At 52.1% G+C, this 16,999-nt stretch carries 13 protein-coding genes, 2 tRNA genes and 1 riboswitch; of the genes, 14 read left to right on the plus strand and 1 reads right to left on the minus strand.

The genetic code is table 11. The features are described 5' to 3' along the window. Positions 1 to 181: 181 nt before the first annotated feature. Positions 182 to 1,693 (minus strand): ubiquinone biosynthesis regulatory protein kinase UbiB, encoded by a 1,512-nt coding sequence (ubiB, locus tag ACTHTU_RS07510; RefSeq protein WP_070850202.1) that lies wholly within the window; start codon positions 1,691 to 1,693, stop codon positions 182 to 184. A gap of 206 nt (positions 1,694 to 1,899) precedes the next feature. Next, positions 1,900 to 1,997, plus strand: a riboswitch (glycine riboswitch). Between the two features lie 210 nt (positions 1,998 to 2,207). Between ubiB and gcvT the strand changes: the two genes are divergently transcribed. The 14 genes from gcvT to ACTHTU_RS07580 all read left to right on the plus strand — a co-directional run bounded on the left by gcvT (position 2,208) and on the right by ACTHTU_RS07580 (position 16,806). Then, complete coding sequence (gene gcvT, locus ACTHTU_RS07515; protein ID WP_440362192.1) at positions 2,208 to 3,308, plus strand: glycine cleavage system aminomethyltransferase GcvT; 1,101 nt, start codon at positions 2,208 to 2,210, stop codon at positions 3,306 to 3,308. A 147-nt stretch (positions 3,309 to 3,455) separates the two neighbouring features. Next, complete coding sequence (gene gcvH, locus ACTHTU_RS07520; RefSeq protein ID WP_036492952.1) at positions 3,456 to 3,854, plus strand: glycine cleavage system protein GcvH; 399 nt, start codon at positions 3,456 to 3,458, stop codon at positions 3,852 to 3,854. A gap of 107 nt (positions 3,855 to 3,961) precedes the next feature. Then, positions 3,962 to 4,513: a DNA-3-methyladenine glycosylase I gene (locus ACTHTU_RS07525; RefSeq protein WP_440362193.1), complete on the plus strand. Its 552-nt coding sequence runs from the start codon at positions 3,962 to 3,964 to the stop codon at positions 4,511 to 4,513. Positions 4,514 to 4,568: 55 nt separating this feature from the next. Then, positions 4,569 to 7,421 carry an aminomethyl-transferring glycine dehydrogenase gene (gene gcvP, locus ACTHTU_RS07530; RefSeq protein ID WP_440362194.1) on the plus strand — a complete coding sequence of 951 codons (2,853 nt, stop codon included), beginning with the start codon at positions 4,569 to 4,571 and terminating at the stop codon, positions 7,419 to 7,421. A 224-nt stretch (positions 7,422 to 7,645) separates the two neighbouring features. Then, the gene (gene thiD / locus ACTHTU_RS07535) at positions 7,646 to 8,455 is read left to right on the plus strand and encodes a bifunctional hydroxymethylpyrimidine kinase/phosphomethylpyrimidine kinase (protein WP_314459278.1); all 810 of its coding nucleotides are present in this window, start codon (positions 7,646 to 7,648) and stop codon (positions 8,453 to 8,455) included. 111 nt (positions 8,456 to 8,566) lie between these two features. Beyond that, positions 8,567 to 8,986, plus strand: coding sequence for an OsmC family protein (locus tag ACTHTU_RS07540; protein WP_049348121.1), 420 nt, complete (start codon positions 8,567 to 8,569; stop codon positions 8,984 to 8,986). A gap of 259 nt (positions 8,987 to 9,245) precedes the next feature. Then, positions 9,246 to 9,959 (plus strand): GntR family transcriptional regulator, encoded by a 714-nt coding sequence (locus tag ACTHTU_RS07545; protein WP_107810448.1) that lies wholly within the window; start codon positions 9,246 to 9,248, stop codon positions 9,957 to 9,959. A gap of 72 nt (positions 9,960 to 10,031) precedes the next feature. Next, positions 10,032 to 10,811 carry a DeoR/GlpR family DNA-binding transcription regulator gene (locus tag ACTHTU_RS07550; RefSeq protein WP_440362195.1) on the plus strand — a complete coding sequence of 260 codons (780 nt, stop codon included), beginning with the start codon at positions 10,032 to 10,034 and terminating at the stop codon, positions 10,809 to 10,811. 105 nt (positions 10,812 to 10,916) lie between these two features. Further along, on the plus strand, positions 10,917 to 12,605 hold the full coding sequence (locus ACTHTU_RS07555) for a glutamine--tRNA ligase/YqeY domain fusion protein (protein WP_440362196.1): 1,689 nt from the start codon (positions 10,917 to 10,919) through the stop codon (positions 12,603 to 12,605). Between the two features lie 83 nt (positions 12,606 to 12,688). After that, on the plus strand, positions 12,689 to 13,591 hold the full coding sequence (locus tag ACTHTU_RS07560; RefSeq protein ID WP_440362197.1) for a DMT family transporter: 903 nt from the start codon (positions 12,689 to 12,691) through the stop codon (positions 13,589 to 13,591). 244 nt (positions 13,592 to 13,835) lie between these two features. After that, positions 13,836 to 15,095, plus strand: a complete 1,260-nt coding sequence (gene rho, locus ACTHTU_RS07565) for a transcription termination factor Rho (RefSeq protein ID WP_003680905.1) — start codon at positions 13,836 to 13,838, stop codon at positions 15,093 to 15,095. Between the two features lie 56 nt (positions 15,096 to 15,151). Next, complete coding sequence (locus tag ACTHTU_RS07570) at positions 15,152 to 16,510, plus strand: deoxyguanosinetriphosphate triphosphohydrolase (RefSeq protein ID WP_440362198.1); 1,359 nt, start codon at positions 15,152 to 15,154, stop codon at positions 16,508 to 16,510. A 132-nt stretch (positions 16,511 to 16,642) separates the two neighbouring features. Continuing rightward, positions 16,643 to 16,719 (plus strand) — tRNA-Arg (locus ACTHTU_RS07575). 12 nt (positions 16,720 to 16,731) lie between these two features. Continuing rightward, a tRNA-Glu gene (locus ACTHTU_RS07580) sits at positions 16,732 to 16,806 on the plus strand. Positions 16,807 to 16,999 lie beyond the last annotated feature (193 nt).

A 16,999-nucleotide genomic window follows, 5' to 3' on the forward strand; every position in this document is an offset into this window, starting at 1 on the left:
ATGTGTTTGGCAATCATGGCTTGTGCGGTTTGCTGGAAGAAGGTGCTCATGGAAAATCCCCTAAATGTCTTAGTAGGAATTTAGGGGATTTTGGGGAATTTTGCAAAGGTCTCAGGCCGTCTGAAAATCAGATTTCAGACGGCCTTTTACTTTTATATATCGTTTAAATCTGTATTGCGGTTTACTTAAACAGCAAAATCAGCAACAAAACAACCGCAATCATACCCAGCCACAGGCTTTGGCGTTGCTGTACTTTGACCAAGTGCACATAGGCATCGCGCATTTCCTGCTGGCGGTTTTCGTCAACCAACGCATTGATTTTGCGCGGCAGGGAAGGGATGATTTGCGCCCAGTCGGGGGCTTCGTTTTTGAGGTTGCGCCAAAGGGCTTTGGGGCCGACCTGTTCATTCATCCAGCGCACCAAAAACGGTTTGGCGGTTTTCCACAAGTCCAAATCGGGATCAAGCTGCCTTCCCAAACCTTCGATGTTGAGCAGCGTTTTTTGCAGCAATACCAGCTGCGGTTGGATTTCGACATTGAAGCGGCGGCTGACTTCAAACAGGCGCATCAGCACCAAGCCGAAGGAAATTTGCGAAATCGGTTTGTTGAACACCGGCTCGCACACGGCGCGGACGGCGGCTTCCAATTCTTCCGCGCGCGTGTCGGCAGGCACCCAGCCCGATTCGATGTGGGCGGTGGCGACGCGGTGGTAATCGCGGTTGAAAAAGGCAAGGAAGTTGATGGCGAGATAGCGTTTGTCGTAATCGGTCAGCGTGCCGACGATGCCGAAATCGAGAGCGATGTAGCGGTTGTCGGCAGCGACCAGAATATTGCCGGGGTGCATATCCGCATGGAAAAATCCGTCGCGGAAAACTTGCGTGAAGAAGATTTCCACGCCGTAATCGGCCAGTTTGTGCAAATCGATGCCGTCGGCTTTGAGTTTGGCAATATCGGATACCGGCGTGCCGTCCATCCATTCGATGGTCAGTACGTCGCTGGTGCAGTAGTCGTAAAATACCTTGGGCACAATCAGCATATCGCTGTTTTGAAAATTACGTCCGAGCTGGCTGGCATTGGCGGCTTCGCGCATCAAGTCCAACTCGTCGTGCAGGTATTTGTCAAATTCGGCCACCACTTCGCGTGGCTTCAAACGCTTGCCGTCTGAAAACAAACGTTCCACCCAGCCTGCGCCAAAGCGCATCAGCGACAAATCCTGTTCGATAACGGGCAAAAGGTTGGGGCGCAAGACTTTCACTGCGACCTGTTCGCCCGAATGCAGGCGGGCTTTGTGTACCTGGGCGATGGACGCGCTGGCGACAGGCTCGGTTTCAAATTCCGCGTATAAAGTGTCGATGGATTGGCCCAGCGATTTTTCGATTTGCGAGCGTGAAAGCTGCGCGTCAAACGGCGGTACTTTGTCCTGCAACCTTGCCAGTTCGACCGCGTAATCATGCGGAATCAAATCGGGGCGCGTGGACAATACCTGCCCGAATTTGATGAAAATCGGCCCCAGGCTTTCCAAAGCCAAACGCAGGCGCACGGCAGGCGTCTCGTGTTTGAACTTGGACGACTGCGGCAGCATATTGAGGAAAGTCCGCGCCCAACCCGGACGGACCAGCGAAGCAATCAGCTCGGCAAGGCGGTAGCGGTAGAGCGTGCAGAGGATGGTTTTAATGCGTTTGAGGCGGTTCATGATGGACGCAGATAAATCGAAAAAACAGAATTATATAGGAAAAACGGGTAAGGGCTTCAGACGGCCTGAGACTTTTGCAAAAACATTTGCCGCATAGCTAACAATTTTATAAAGGCTCAGGTTTTGCCACCCCAATAAAAAGACGAATATTCACATCATAAATATTCGTCGGCTACTTGCCCAAACTGCCGATTCAAGACATAATCGGGAAATGTGCAGGAGAGTGTTACACCCAACTACAATGTAACCACCGAAGGCGCAGACACCCTTAAATCGCTCAGGTATCAGGGACTGCACATTGAAACAAACAATCTGGAGAGCGGCGTTAGAATAACGTCCACCGAAGGGGAGAAGGCCGTCTGAACCACCATTCAGACAACCGCGCAAAGCAGTGAGCAGACTGGTTTGCCATCATGCGGATACGGCCGAAAATCTCAGGTTCAAGGACAGATAGGGTCATCCGCGCACAGGTGCGCGGGCGGCATCTGAACAAAAAATCCGGAGAAACTTGAGAATGACTGCTCTGAAAACCACCCCATTTCATCAAGCCCATCAAGATGCAGGCGCGAAGCTGGTAGATTTTGCCGGCTGGGAGCTGCCCATCCATTATGGTTCACAAATCGCCGAACACGAAGCCGTGCGCACCGACGCCGGTATGTTTGACGTATCCCATATGCTCGTTACCGACGTAGCAGGCGCAAATGCCAAAGCCTTTTTCCGCAAATTGATTGCCAACGATGTCGCCAAACTCGCTTTTGTCGGCAAAGCCCTTTATTCCGCTTTGCTCAACGACAACGGCGGCGTGATTGACGACTTGATCGTTTACCGCACCAATGAAGCCGAAACCCAATACCGCATCGTGTCCAACGGCGCGACCCGCGAAAAAGACACGGCGCAATTCCACAAAGTCGGACAAGAGTTCGGCGTTGCCTTCAATCCGCGCTACGACCTCGGCATGCTCGCCGTACAAGGCCCGAAAGCCATCGAAAAACTCCTGACCGTCAAACCTGAATGGGCAGACGTGATTCGCGGCCTCAAACCGTTCCAAGGTGCAGACTTGGGCAACGACTGGTTTGTCGCCCGTACAGGCTATACCGGCGAAGACGGCGTCGAAGTGATTCTGCCGGGCACTGAAGCCGTCGCATTCTTCAAAGCCCTGCAAGCAGCAGGCGTACAGCCTTGCGGCCTCGGCGCACGCGACACCCTGCGCATGGAAGCCGGTATGAACCTTTACGGCAACGATATGGACGACAATACCAGCCCGCTCGAAGCAGGCATGGGTTGGACCGTTGATTTGAAAGACGAAAGCCGCGATTTCGTCGGTAAAGCCGCATTGGTGGCATTGAAAGAAAAAGGCGTTGCCGTCAAACAGGTTGGCTTGTTGCTCGAAAAAGGGGGCATTCTGCGCGCGCATATGGAAGTGTTGACCGATAAAGGCCAAGGCGAAACCACCAGCGGCGTATTCTCTCCAAGCCTGAAACAATCCATCGCCATCGCCCGCGTACCGAAAGATTTTGACGGTGATACCGCCAAAGTTCTGATGCGCGGCAAAGAAGTGGACGTACGCGTACTGAAGCTGCCGTTTGTCCGCAACGGTCAAAAACAGTTTGATTAATATCGGTTCAGACGGCCTTTATTTGTTAAGGGCCGTCTGGAAGCAGGTTTTAATTGTCGTCCGATACGGACGTTTGTAGAAAGCATTGAACAAGGCATCTGTGGATATTGATTCATGCAGATGCCGTCTGAAAATAACCCCCTATCAATGGAGTATCAAACCATGAGCAACATCCCAGCAGAACTGAAATACGTTGCCAGCCACGAATGGCTGCGCCTTGAAGAAGACGGTACCATCACCGTCGGCATTACCCATCACGCGCAAGAACTGTTGGGCGACATCGTGTTTGTCGAGCTGCCAGAAGTTGGTGCGAACCTGGCTGCCGAAGAGCAAGCCGGTGTGGTTGAGTCTGTAAAAGCCGCATCTGACGTGTACGCGCCGATTGCAGGCGAAGTCGTTGCCGTCAACGAAGATTTGCCAAGCGCTCCGGAAACTGCCAACAGCGATCCTTACGGCGCAGGCTGGTTCTTCAAAATCAAACCTGCCAACCCTGCCGATTACGACGGTCTGCTGACTGCCGAACAATACGCAGGCGAAGTAGCTTGATTTTTGCAAACATCCAAACAGGTTTTGCGCCTGTTTGATATTGCAGGTCTTAGGTCGTCTGAAAAATGCTTTCAGACGGCCTTTGTTTCAATTTTTCCTTAGCAAACATGAATTACTGCGAATTTGTCGACACGCTTCCTGACGATACGGACAATCCCAACCAACATTATCACGACACGCAATACGGTTTTCCAATTGAGGACGACAATGAATTGTTTGAGCGGCTGGTATTGGAAATCAATCAGGCAGGATTGAGCTGGACGCTGATGCTGAAGAAGCAGCAGGCATTTCAGACGGCATTTAAAGGTTTTGACATCGATACGGTCGCCGCATTTGACGAAGCCGATATTGAGCGGCTGCTTGCCGATGCAGGCATCGTCCGCAACCGCCTGAAAATCAACGCAGCCATTTATAACGCGCGACAAATCAAACAAATACAGCAAGAATACGGCTCATTCAAAAACTGGTTGGATGCGAACCATCCGCTCGACAAGGCTGAATGGGTGAAGCTGTTTAAAAAACATTTCAAATTTGTCGGCGGCGAAATCGTCGGCGAATTTCTGATGAGTACCGGCTACCTGCCCGGCGCGCATGTGGAAACCTGTCCGGTTTATAGGGAAATATTGGCATGTCGTCCAAAGTGGGCGGAGGCCGTCTGAAACAACATCTGCAAGAAAAAACAGTGTTGATATCGATAACACCGAAGGAGTAGAAATGAAACTATCTGAATTGTTCAACCCGAACGAATTTGCCGCGCGCCATTTGAGCTTTGGTGACGAGGCTGCGCTTTTGGAAGCGCTCGGCGAGAAGAGCATGGATGATTTTGTCGGCAATACCGTGCCGCAAAGCATCCGTATGCCGTCCGAACTCGATTTGCCCGAGGCTTTGACCGAGGCGGATGCATTGGCGAAATTGAAAGGCATTGCGTCGAAAAACGTGATCAACAAGTCCTATATCGGTTTGGGTTATTATCCGACCCGTGTGCCGAACGTGATTTTGCGTAACGTATTGGAAAATCCGGGTTGGTACACCGCCTATACCCCGTATCAGGCGGAGATTGCCCAAGGTCGTTTGGAAGCTTTGTTGAACTTCCAACAAGTGTGTATCGATTTGACCGGTTTCCCTGTGGCAGGCGCGTCTTTGTTGGATGAGGCAACTGCCGCCGCCGAAGCGATGGCAATGGCGCACCGCGTGGGCAAAGTGAAATCCGAGCGTTTCTTTGTGGATGTGCGCGTGTATCCGCAAACTTTGGACGTGATGAAAACCCGCGCCAAATATTTCGGCTTCGAGCTGGTGGTCGGCGATTTTGCCAAAGCGGATGAAGGCGAATACTTCGGCGCGCTGTTCCAATATGTCGGCAAAGACGGCGATGTGCAAGACTTGCAGGATGTTATCGGCCGTCTGAAAACCAAAGGCACAATCGTGGCCGTTGCCGCCGACATTATGAGCTTGGTTTTGTTGAAGTCGCCTGCCGAATTGGGCGCGGATATTGCTTTGGGCAATACCCAGCGCTTCGGCGTACCGATGGGCTTCGGCGGGCCGCACGCTGCTTATTTCGCGTTTAAAGACGAGTTCAAGCGTTCCGCCCCGGGTCGCATCATCGGCGTATCCAAAGACGCATCGGGCAAACCTGCCTTGCGCATGGCGTTGTCCACCCGCGAGCAACACATCCGCCGCGAAAAAGCGACATCCAATATTTGTACCGCGCAGGCATTGCTGGCGAACTTGGCCGGTATGTACGCCGTTTACCACGGCCCCGAAGGCGTGAAACGCATCGCCAACCGCATTCACGCGCTGGCTTCTGCCTTTGCCGATGCGCTGGTTTCAGACGGCCTGAATGTGGTTCATAAAGTCTTCTTCGATACCGTTACCGTCGATTTCGGCAGCAAAGAGAAAGCAGACCAAGTGTTTGCCGCTGCTTTGGAATCGGGCTACAACCTGCGCCGCGTGAGCGATACTCAAGTTGCGGCAGCCTTCCATGAAACTTCGACACGCGAAGATTTAACCGATTTGTATCGCGCGTTTACCGGTAAGGATACGTTCACATTTGCCGATGATGTCAAAGGCCGTCTGAATGCCGAATTGCTGCGTCAAGACAATATCTTGCAACATCCTGTGTTCAACCGTTACCACACCGAACACGAAATGCTGCGCTACCTGAAAAAACTCGAAGACCGCGATTTGGCGATGAACCGCAGTATGATTTCGCTCGGTAGCTGCACCATGAAGCTCAATGCGACTGCGGAAATGTTGCCGATTACCTGGGCAGAGTTCACCGACATCCACCCTTACGCCCCCAAAGACCAGGCCGCAGGCTACCGCGAACTCTTGACCGACATGGAAAACAGCCTGAAAGCCATCACCGGCTTTGACGCGATTTCCTTCCAGCCCAACTCCGGCGCGCAGGGCGAATACAGCGGTATGCTGTCCATCCGACGCTATCAGGAAGCCCAAGGCGAAGCGCAGCGCAACATCTGCCTGATTCCCAAGTCCGCCCACGGCACCAACCCCGCCACCGCCGCCATGCTCGGTTTGAAAGTCGTCGTCGTCGATACCGACGAACACGGCAACGTCAACATCGACGATTTGAAAGCCAAAGCCGAGCAACACCGCGACGCCTTGTCCGCCATCATGATTACCTACCCGTCCACCCACGGCGTGTACGAAGAAGGCATCCGCGACATCTGCCGCATCATCCATGAAAACGGCGGACAGGTTTACATGGACGGCGCCAACCTCAACGCCCAAATCGGCATCATGCAGCCCGCCGAAGTCGGCGCGGACGTGTTGCACATGAACCTGCACAAAACCTTCTGTATCCCCCACGGCGGCGGCGGCCCGGGCATGGGCCCTATCGGCCTGAAAGCCCACCTCGCCCCGTTTGCCCCAGGCCATACCTTGACTGACACGCACAGCGCCAGTGCCAAGCAAACCGCCGTTTCCTCCGCCGCCTTCGGTTCCGCGTCCATCCTGCCGATTACCTGGATGTACCTGACCATGATGGGCAAACAAGGCATGGAACAGGCAACACGCTGGGCATTGCTCAACGCCAACTACGTCGCCAAACGCCTGAGCGAAGACTATCCGATTCTGTATGCAGGCAAAAACGGCCGCGTCGCGCACGAATGTATTGTCGATTTGCGTCCGCTTAAAGCCGAAAGCGGTATTACCGAAACCGACATCGCCAAACGCCTGATGGACTACGGCTTCCACGCCCCGACGGTTTCCTTCCCTGTTGCCGGCACGCTGATGATCGAGCCGACCGAGAGCGAAAGCAAAGCCGAACTCGACCGCTTCATCGCCGCCCTGAAACAAATCAAACAGGAAGTGCTGAAAGTCGAGCGCGGCGAATGGCCGAAAGACGACAACCCGCTGGTCAACGCCCCGCACACCGCCGCCGACGTAACCGGCGAATGGGCGCATCCGTATTCCCGCGAAGAAGCCGTCTTCCCGCTGCCGTTCGTGCGTGAAAACAAATTCTGGCCGAGTGTGAAACGTTTGGATGAGGTCTATGGCGACCGCAATCTGGTTTGCTCCTGCTTGCCGATTGACGCATACGAAGAATAAGTCTGAATAGGTTTAAAATTGAACAGGCCGTCTGAAAATGAAAATAGTTTTCAGACGGCCTTTTGTTTGTTAAGATATTCCGCCCGAGAACGTACGTTTGTTTTGGGTAAAACAACAAATAAGGCTTTCGGAAAGATAGACGGCGCATGACTTGTTTGCGGATAAAACCAAAACGGCTTTCAACAACGATAAGCAAAAGGCCGTCTGAAAAACAGGAGGACACGATGGATGAACTTTTTATTCAAACGCTGACGATTGCCGGCTCCGATTCCGGCGGCGGCGCAGGCATACAGGCGGATTTGAAGACATTTCAAATGCGCGGCGTGTTCGGCACCAGCGTACTGACCGCGGTTACCGCACAAAATACTTTGGGCGTATCGGCGGTGCATCCGATACCGACCGACATGATTGCCGCGCAGATTGCCGCGATTCAGGAGGATTTCCAAATCCGTGCCTATAAAATCGGCATGCTGGGTACGGCGGAAATTATCGAATGCGTGGCGGAACAAACGGCCGAATGCGACTTCGGCAAACGCGTGTTGGACCCGGTCATGATTGCCAAAGGCGGCGCGCCGTTGTTGGAAAACTCAGCCGTCGAAGCCATGAAACGCCTGTTGCTGCCGCATACGGACGTATTGACCCCCAATCTCCCCGAAGCGCAGGCATTGACGGGTATTGATATTGAAAACCGCCAAGATGCGGAACGCGCTGCCAAAACTCTTCAGGAGTGGGGTGTGAAAAATGTGGTGATTAAAGGCGGCCATCTTGCCGACAGCCAAAGCGAATATTGCACCGACTGGCTGTTTACGCCATACGAAACCATCGAGCTGAACAGCAAACGTTTCCCGACGCCGCATACGCATGGCACGGGCTGCACGTTTTCGGCCTGTATTACTGCCGAGTTGGCAAAAGGGTTTAGCGTTCCTGAAGCTGTACAAACGGCAAAAAACTATATTGCCGCCGCCATTTCCCATCCTTTGGGCATCGGGGCAGGGCACGGGCCGGTCAACCACTGGGCGTATCAGGACGAATAATGGGTTTAGGCCGATTGTAATTGATTGTATTTTTCAGACGACCTGACTAGGTTTATCACTTGAAATTGTTTACAATATCGGATTAATGCTTTTACGGATAAAAAAGACACCATGCAAGTTACCTCAAAATGGATAGACGGAATGTGCTTCGTCGGTACAACGGCAAACGGACACAGCGTTGTGATGGAAGGCGCAGCGGCTGAAGGCGAAGTCAAACGCGGCCCCAGCCCGATGGAAATGCTGTTGTTGGGTGTAGCAGGCTGTTCCAGTATCGATGTAGTGATGATTGCCGAGAAACAACGCCAAAAAATCACCGACTGCCGCGCCGAAGTGACTGCCAAACGCGCCGACACTGCGCCGCGCGTGTTTACCGAAATCCATATCCACTTCAAAGTGTATGGTCGAGATTTGCAAGAAAGCGCGATTGAGCGCGCCGTACAGATGTCTGCTGAAAAATATTGCTCCGCATCGATTATGCTGGGCAAAGCGGCAAAAATGAGCCACAGCTTCGAAATCGTCGAAGCAGAATAGGGCGGTTTTCAAGGAAAAAGCTGGAGCGTGAGACGGCTGCACACAAAAAAGCAGATATATTCACGCATTAACATGAATATATCTGCTTGCTTTTTATTCCTTTTTCTCTCTCTCTATCAGCCTTTATAACTTGGCTTGTTGATCTCATTGTGCAAGTTTCGTTTAACATTGTCAACAATTTTTAATTATATTTTAAACAACCCCGAAAGCTGCAGGTTTGTAAACGCTTGCGCCTTAATACGGATACTGGGGAAACAGTATGGATTACGAAAATAATACCAACATTGCGCCTGCAACTTCATCGCTTATTTTGGAAGAGCGTCACGATTCGGAACTCTTCCGCGTGTACGCATTGATTTTGGACGGCATTACCGACCATCTGCTGCTGCCGGGCAAAAAACTGACCGAGTCCGAGCTTTGCCGACAAATGGTTTGCTCGCGCAATACCGTGCGTGGCGCATTGTCACTTTTGGCGCACGATAAAATCGTCGATCTGCAGCCCAACCGCGGTGCATTTGTCCATGTGCCGGACTTGAAAGAAATGAAAGACGTGTTCAACACGCGTATCGAAATGGAAAGCATGATTTTGAGCGTCCTTATCGATATGCCTGATTTGGAAACGCGTCTGCAACCGCTTTACGCCATGATTGAGCAAGAGGGCGCAGCCTCCGAAAGCGGCGACCGCGTGGGTTGGAACCGCCTGTCCAATGCCTTCCATGTCGAATTGGCGCGGCTGCTGGACAACGATGTCCTGTTTGAAATCATGAATACCTTGTGCGCGCGTTCTTCATTGATTGTGGCTGTTTCCGATCCGCTTCGCAAAGAAAAGCGCAACATCGATTCCAATTCGCACCATGAACACCGCGAAATCCTCGATTTGTTGCTGGCAGGCAAGCGCAACCGTGTGACCAAAGTCATGCGCCGCCACTTGGGCGCGTGCATGGAACGCTTGGAACAGAAACTCGAGATGTAATCGGTTTGACAATAAAAAGGCCGTCTGAAATATTCAGACGGCCATTGGTTTATCCTTACAAAACGAAATGCCATGAAACCCAAAATCCAAAGACACGAACATATCCTCACCCTTATCCGCGAACATAACTTCATGACGGTGGAAGAGTTGGCGGCGAATTTGGATGTTACGCCGCAAACCATACGCCGCGATGTGCAGGAGTTGAGCGAGACCGGACAGCTCAAACGCTATCACGGCGGCGCATCTTTGGGCGACGTTTCAGTCGTAACGGCAGGGCAGGAGCGGCGCAACCATCAGCAGCAGGAAAAAAACGCCATTGCCCAATTGATCGCTTCCACCATTCCCGACAATGCCTCGCTCTTTATCAGCATCGGCACCACCATGGAAGCCGTTGCCGCCGAGTTGGTCAGACAGCGTAAAAACCTGCGGATTATCACCAACAATATCTACGCCGCCTCCATCACTGCGGCGCGTACCGACTACACGGTCATCATCGCTTCCGGTGTGGTCCGCCCGTTGGACGGCGGTATTACCGGTGTGGCGACCGTCGATTTCATCAACCAATTCAAAGTCGACTATGCCATCATGAGTACCCACGGCATAGAAAACGACGGCTCGCTTTTGGATGACGATTACAAGGAAGTCAGTGTCATGCAGGCGATGGTGAACAATGCACGCGTGCGCTATCTCGGCGTCGACCACAGCAAATTCAACAGCAATGCCTTGGTCAGACTGGGCGATATCGGCGCATTCGATAAGCTGTTTACCGACCGCCCACCATCCGCCGCCATGCAGAAAACCCTAAACGAGCGCGGCGTGGCGTGGCAGGTTGCCGACCCTGTATCAAAGTAGCCAAGTCGGGTACAATTGAGCCATCATTCCATTCCTTTCAGACGGCCTGATTGAATATTCAGGCCGTCTGAAAACAGAAAATCATTTTCCTATCAAAGAAATATTATGTTGAATAAAGACCAATTCGCGGACAACCACTTTATCCGCACTATTATCGAAGAAGACCTCAAAAGCGGTAAACATACAGCCATCCAAACCCGTTTCCCGCCCGAGCCGAACGGCTATTTGCACATCGGCCACGCCAAATCCATCTGCTTGAACTTCGGTTTAGCTTATATTTATGACGGTTTGTGCAACCTGCGTTTTGACGATACCAATCCTGAAAAAGAAAACGACGAATACGTCAACGCCATCAAAGAAGACGTTGAGTGGTTGGGCTTCCATTGGGCGGGCGAGCCGCGTTTTGCCTCCAACTATTTCGACCAGCTTTACGACTACGCCGTAGGTTTAATCAAAGACGGTAAAGCGTATGTCGATGATTTGACGCCAGAAGAAATGCGTGAATATCGCGGTACGCTGACCGAAGCGGGTAAAAACAGCCCTTACCGCGACCGCAGTATCGAAGAAAACCTCGACCTGTTTACGCGCATGAAAAACGGCGAGTTCCCCGACGGCAGCAAAACCTTGCGCCTGAAAATCGACATGGCATCAGGCAACATCAATATGCGCGACCCCGTCATCTACCGTATCCGCCGCGCCCATCACCACAACACCGGCGACAAATGGTGCATCTACCCGATGTACGACTACACGCATTGCATTTCCGATGCCATCGAAGGCATCACGCATTCCTTGTGTACGCTCGAATTTGAAGCCCACCGCCCGCTTTATGACTGGGTGTTGGACAACATCCCCGCGCCACACGCCACCCGCCCGCGCCAATACGAGTTTTCCCGTTTGGAGCTTTTGTATTCCATCACGTCCAAACGCAAGCTGAACCAACTGGTTTCAGACGGCCACGTTACCGGCTGGGACGACCCGCGTATGCCGACCATTTCCGGTATGCGCCGCCGCGGCTACACGCCCGAAGGCCTGCGCCTGTTTGCCAAACGCGCCGGTATTTCCAAATCTGAAAACATCGTCGATATGAGCGTGTTGGAAGGCGCGATTCGCGAAGAGTTGGAAAACTCCGCCCCGCGCCTGATGGCGGTTTTGAACCCGCTCAAAGTCACCCTGACCAACTTTGAAGCCGGCAAAACCCAAAGCCGCCGTGCCGCGTTCCATCCCAATCACGAAGAAATGGGCGAGCGTGAAATCCCTGTGTCCCAAACCATCTACATCGAGGCAGACGACTTTGCCGAAAATCCGCCCAAAGGCTTCAAACGTCTGACTCCGGGCGGCGAAGTACGCCTGCGTCACGGCTATGTGATCAAGTGCGACGAAGTCGTAAAAGACGCGGCAGGCAATGTGGTCGAACTTAAATGCAGCATCGACCATGACACCTTGGGCAAAAATCCCGAAGGCAGAAAAGTCAAAGGCGTGATTCACTGGGTGTCTGCCGAACACGCCGCCGAAATCAAAGTCCGCCTGTATGACCGCCTCTTTACCGTCGAGCGTCCCGATGCCGTGCGCGGCGAAGACGGCGAATACCTGCCGTTTACCGATTTCCTCAACCCTGAATCCATTAAGGAAATCACCGCCTACGCCGAGCCTGTCGTAAAAGATTTGCCGGCGGAGAGCCGTTGGCAGTTCGAGCGCATCGGCTACTTCGTAACCGACCGCAAAGACCACAGCAAAGACACTCCGGTGTTTAACCGCACGGTGACGTTGAAAGATTCTTGGCAGCCTAAGTAATCTGTTTGCAGTCGCTAAATTGAAGGCCGTCTGAAAACGTGAAATCCGGTTTTCAGACGGCCTTTGTCGATAAAAGGGATGAGATGGAACGTTATTCTGTACATTTGAAACTGCTGGGAATGGCGGTGTTGTGGGGTGCATCTTGGCCGATGGGGCGGATGTTGGGGCAGTCGCTGCCGCCGTTGACGGGCGGGGCGGTTCGGTTTGTCTTGGCTTCGGTTTTGTTGTTGGGCTGGTTGTTTGCGCGCAGCAGGTTCGCGACTTTGGCGGCTTTGTCGGCGCGGCAATGGCTGGGTTTGACGGCAGCCGCTTCTGTTGGCGTGTGCGGCTATGCGGTGTTTTTTATGCTGGGTTTGCAGACTATGCCGGCAGGCAAGGCAGCGGTGGTCGTGGCGGTGAATCCGGTATTGACACTGCTATTGGCGACTTGGTTTTTCGGCGAGCGTTTAAATACGAAGATTTTGGCGGGCATGCTGCTGGCGGTTGGCGGTGCCATTATGGTGGTAACGCAAGGGCAGCCGTTGACAGTTTTATCGGGCGGTATCAATGCAGGAGAGTGGCTGATTTTTGGTTGCGTGGTTTGTTGGGCGGCTTATACTTTAATCGGGCGCGCGGTTTTGCGCGGGATAGATGCGCTGACGGTAACGACGGCAACTTCGTTCATTGGTGCGTTGATGTTATCGGCGGTGGCGTTATGGACGGATGGAATACCGTTTGAGGCGATAGCGGCAATGGATGGGCGCGGCTGGACGGCCTTGGCGTGGCTGGTCATCGGCGCGACGGTATTGGCCTATGCGTGGTATTTTGAAGGTGTGAAGACTTTGGGGGCAGGCAGCGCGGCGGCGTATATTACGCTCGTGCCGATTTTCGGTGTGCTGTCTTCAGCGTGGTTTTTGGGAGAACCGCTGCATATTTCTCTGGTTGCGGGTTGTGCGGCGGCGGTCGGCGGCATGACGCTGATGCGGTACGGGCAAAAGGCCGTCTGAAGTTGGGTAAATACTCGAATTTTTGATGATAAGATTGCGGTTGCCACCTTACTTCCAGCCGTAATCTTATTGAAGGATAAGACCAAGTCACGGTCTCAGTGTTCGATTTAAAAATTTGACACCCTGCCTCCAACTGCCTAAAATTCAACTTTCTCAAAAATCTACCGTATCCTGCGGCACGATTTCATCCTTTCAGACGGTCTTTGTGCCATCTCTCTGATACCATTCAAAATATATCAATACTATGCACGTTTCAGAACTCCAAACCCTCCACATTTCCAAACTCTTGGAAATGGCAGAAGAACATGGCATTGAAAACGCCAACCGTTTCCGCAAACAAGACCTCGTTTTTGCCATCGTCCGCCAGATGATGAAGCAGAATGTCAGCTTTACCTGTTCGGGTACACTTGAAATCCTGCCCGACGGCTTCGGTTTCCTGCGCAGCGCAGATACTTCTTACCTTGCCGGCCCTGATGATATTTATGTTTCGCCCACGCAAATCCGCCGCTTCAATCTGCATACCGGTGACACCATCGAAGGCAGCGTGCGTGTGCCTAAAGATAACGAGCGTTATTTCGCACTTGTCCGCCTCGATACCATCAACGGCGATCAGCCCGAAGTCTGCAAACACAAAATCCTTTTTGAAAACCTCACGCCTTTATTCCCAACCGAACAATTCAAACTCGAGCGCGACATCAAAGCGGAAGAGAATTTGACCGGCCGCGCTATCGACTTGGTTTCCCCAATCGGTAAAGGCCAACGTGCATTGTTGGTGGCGCCGCCTAAAACCGGTAAAACCGTGATGTTGCAAAACATTGCCCACGCCATTACCGCCAATTACCCCGATGTCGAGCTGATTGTCCTGTTGATTGACGAGCGTCCGGAAGAAGTGACCGAAATGAGCCGTTCTGTACGCGGCGAAGTGGTTTCCTCTACGTTTGACGAGCCTGCGCAACGCCATGTACAAGTGGCCGAGATGGTGATTGAAAAAGCCAAACGCATGGTCGAACATAAAAAAGACGTGGTGATTTTGCTGGATTCGATTACCCGTTTGGCACGCGCCTACAATACCGTCGTGCCGACTTCGGGCAAAATTCTGACCGGCGGTGTCGATGCCAACGCTTTGCACCGTCCGAAACGCTTCTTCGGTGCAGCGCGTAATGTGGAAGAGGGCGGTTCGCTTACCATTATTGCGACGGCACTTGTTGAAACCGGCAGCCGCATGGACGACGTGATTTACGAAGAGTTCAAAGGCACGGGTAATATGGAATTGCACCTTGACCGCCGCATGGCAGAAAAACGCCTGTTTCCGGCCATCAGCATCAACAAATCCGGTACGCGCCGCGAAGAATTGCTGGTGCCGAACGATCAGTTGCAACGTATGTGGCTCTTGCGCAAATTCTTGCATCCTATGGACGAAATCGAAGCAACCGAGTTTTTGGTGGGTAAACTCAAAGACTCTAAAAATAACGACGATTTCTTTGAATTGATGCGCGGTAAATAAGCATAAGGCCGTCTGAATATGTTTCAGACGGCCTTTACTTTGCTTGAGGAACCTTTATGACCATCCGAATGAATTGGCAAAACTTATTGTCCACCCAACGCTTCCGTACCAAAAACGGCGAAATCGTGCCGACCGTTACCCCTTCGACTCAGGAAGGTGCCGATGCTTTGCGTACGGATTTTCACATCGACTACGACCGGGTTGTTTTTTCCGGAGCCTTCCGCCGCCTTGGCCGTAAAACGCAAGTGCATCCGCTGGCACAACATGACTTGACGCACAACCGCCTGACGCACAGCGTTGAAGTTGCCAGCGTGGGCAGGAGCTTGGGTAACCGCGTGGGCGTAATGTTGCACAACGGCGGTTTTCTGCCGCAGGGCAATACGCCCAGCGATATTGGTGCCGTGGTGCAGGTTGCCTGTTTGGCGCATGATTTGGGCAATCCGCCGTTTGGTCATACAGGCGAAGATGCTTTGCGTGATTGGTTCAGACGGCCTGAACATCAAATTTATCTGAACACATTAAACGAAGCGGAACGCAACGATATTCAAACCTATGAAGGCAATGCGCATAGCCTGCGTATCGTCGCCAGCCTTGAAATGTATCCGGAGGCGGGCGGAATGCGCCTGACTGCGGCAGCCATCGGCGCATTGTTGAAGTATCCGTGGACAACGCAACATCCGAACGGCAGAAAGAAATTCAATATTTATCAAACAGAGTTGCCGTTTATCCGTCAAGTTGCCGACGAATTGGGACTGGTTTCCGCAGGAATAGACAGCTGGGCGCGCCATCCTTTGTCTTATTTGATGGAGGCTGCAGACGATATTTGCTATGCCTTGCTGGACTTGGAAGATGCCGTCGAATTAGATTTGCTCACGGATACGGAAGTAGAAAGTATCTTGTCCGAGCTGACCTTTGCCGAAAGCGCATGGCATGCCAGCTCCAGTCGTCAGCGTTGCGCCATGTTGCGCGGCATTGCGATCGGCAAGGCGATTGATGATGTCGCGCAAACCTTTATGCTGCATCAGTCCGATTTACTGGACGGAACATTCAAAGGCAAAGACTTGCTTGCTCTGTGTAGCCCGCAAGTGCAAAACACTTTGGCAAAAGCGAAAGAATTGGCGCAAACACGGATTTTTCATCATCACACCAAGCTCTTGACCGAGATTGCCACGTTCCCATGCTTAGGCTCTATCTTGGATTTACTCGTCCCTGCCGCTTATGCCCTGATTGCTGAAAAACAGCTGGCAACGCGTCAGTCTCTAGCGTTGGAATTATTGAAAAAGCACAATCCGATTCTTCCTGAAGACAGTCTGTATCAGGCCTATATGAAGATTTTGGATTTTGTCGGCGGCATGACCGATAACTCCGCCGCCAAAATGGCGCAGGATTTGTCAGGAGTAGGGATTTTGCGTTAATTTTATATTATTTAATTTCAATTAGTTAATTAAAAATATAAAAAATATCCGTGAAAAGAGTAGACAGGTTTCAGTAAAGCCTATATTATTCGGTCTTCTTGATTCACAACGCACTTGCGAAGTGATGAGGATGCACCCGTAGCTCAGTTGGATAGAGTATCTGGCTACGAACCAGAGGGTCGGGCGTTCGAATCGCTCCGGGTGCGCCACAAGATTTATCCGCGCCCATCGTCTAGCGGTTAGGACATCGCCCTTTCACGGCGGTAACCGGGGTTCGATTCCCCGTGGGCGTGCCAGTTTTCAAAAAAGCGCAATCTATTTCAGATTGCGCTTTTTTATTGCATTTACTGTTTGTGTTCTAAGGCCGTCTGAAACGCTCAGCAAATCGAGAGGTAGAAGTATATAAAATAAATTGCTCAGACTTTTGTCGTCTAAATGCGTTTTTCAATCTCATTCTACCATTGCCAACCCCCAATTTATTGACAATAG

This window comes from Neisseria sp. P0020.S005, assembly GCF_051957055.1.
Classification (GTDB): domain Bacteria; phylum Pseudomonadota; class Gammaproteobacteria; order Burkholderiales; family Neisseriaceae; genus Neisseria; species Neisseria subflava_A.

Excerpts from the sequence above, each read along its gene's own strand:
- thiD (WP_314459278.1), top strand. The coding sequence starts at position 7,646 with ATGGATGAACTTTTTATTCAAACGCTGACGATTGCCGGCTCCGATTCC.
- ACTHTU_RS07570 (WP_440362198.1), top strand. The coding sequence starts at position 15,152 with ATGACCATCCGAATGAATTGGCAAAACTTATTGTCCACCCAACGCTTC.
- gcvT (WP_440362192.1), top strand. The coding sequence starts at position 2,208 with ATGACTGCTCTGAAAACCACCCCATTTCATCAAGCCCATCAAGATGCA.
- ACTHTU_RS07550 (WP_440362195.1), top strand. The coding sequence starts at position 10,032 with ATGAAACCCAAAATCCAAAGACACGAACATATCCTCACCCTTATCCGC.
- ACTHTU_RS07545 (WP_107810448.1), top strand. The coding sequence starts at position 9,246 with ATGGATTACGAAAATAATACCAACATTGCGCCTGCAACTTCATCGCTT.
- gcvP (WP_440362194.1), top strand. The coding sequence starts at position 4,569 with ATGAAACTATCTGAATTGTTCAACCCGAACGAATTTGCCGCGCGCCAT.
- ACTHTU_RS07560 (WP_440362197.1), top strand. The coding sequence starts at position 12,689 with ATGGAACGTTATTCTGTACATTTGAAACTGCTGGGAATGGCGGTGTTG.
- ACTHTU_RS07555 (WP_440362196.1), top strand. The coding sequence starts at position 10,917 with ATGTTGAATAAAGACCAATTCGCGGACAACCACTTTATCCGCACTATT.
- gcvH (WP_036492952.1), top strand. The coding sequence starts at position 3,456 with ATGGAGTATCAAACCATGAGCAACATCCCAGCAGAACTGAAATACGTT.
- ACTHTU_RS07525 (WP_440362193.1), top strand. The coding sequence starts at position 3,962 with ATGAATTACTGCGAATTTGTCGACACGCTTCCTGACGATACGGACAAT.
- rho (WP_003680905.1), top strand. The coding sequence starts at position 13,836 with ATGCACGTTTCAGAACTCCAAACCCTCCACATTTCCAAACTCTTGGAA.
- ACTHTU_RS07540 (WP_049348121.1), top strand. The coding sequence starts at position 8,567 with ATGCAAGTTACCTCAAAATGGATAGACGGAATGTGCTTCGTCGGTACA.
- ubiB (WP_070850202.1), bottom strand. The coding sequence starts at position 1,693 with ATGAACCGCCTCAAACGCATTAAAACCATCCTCTGCACGCTCTACCGC.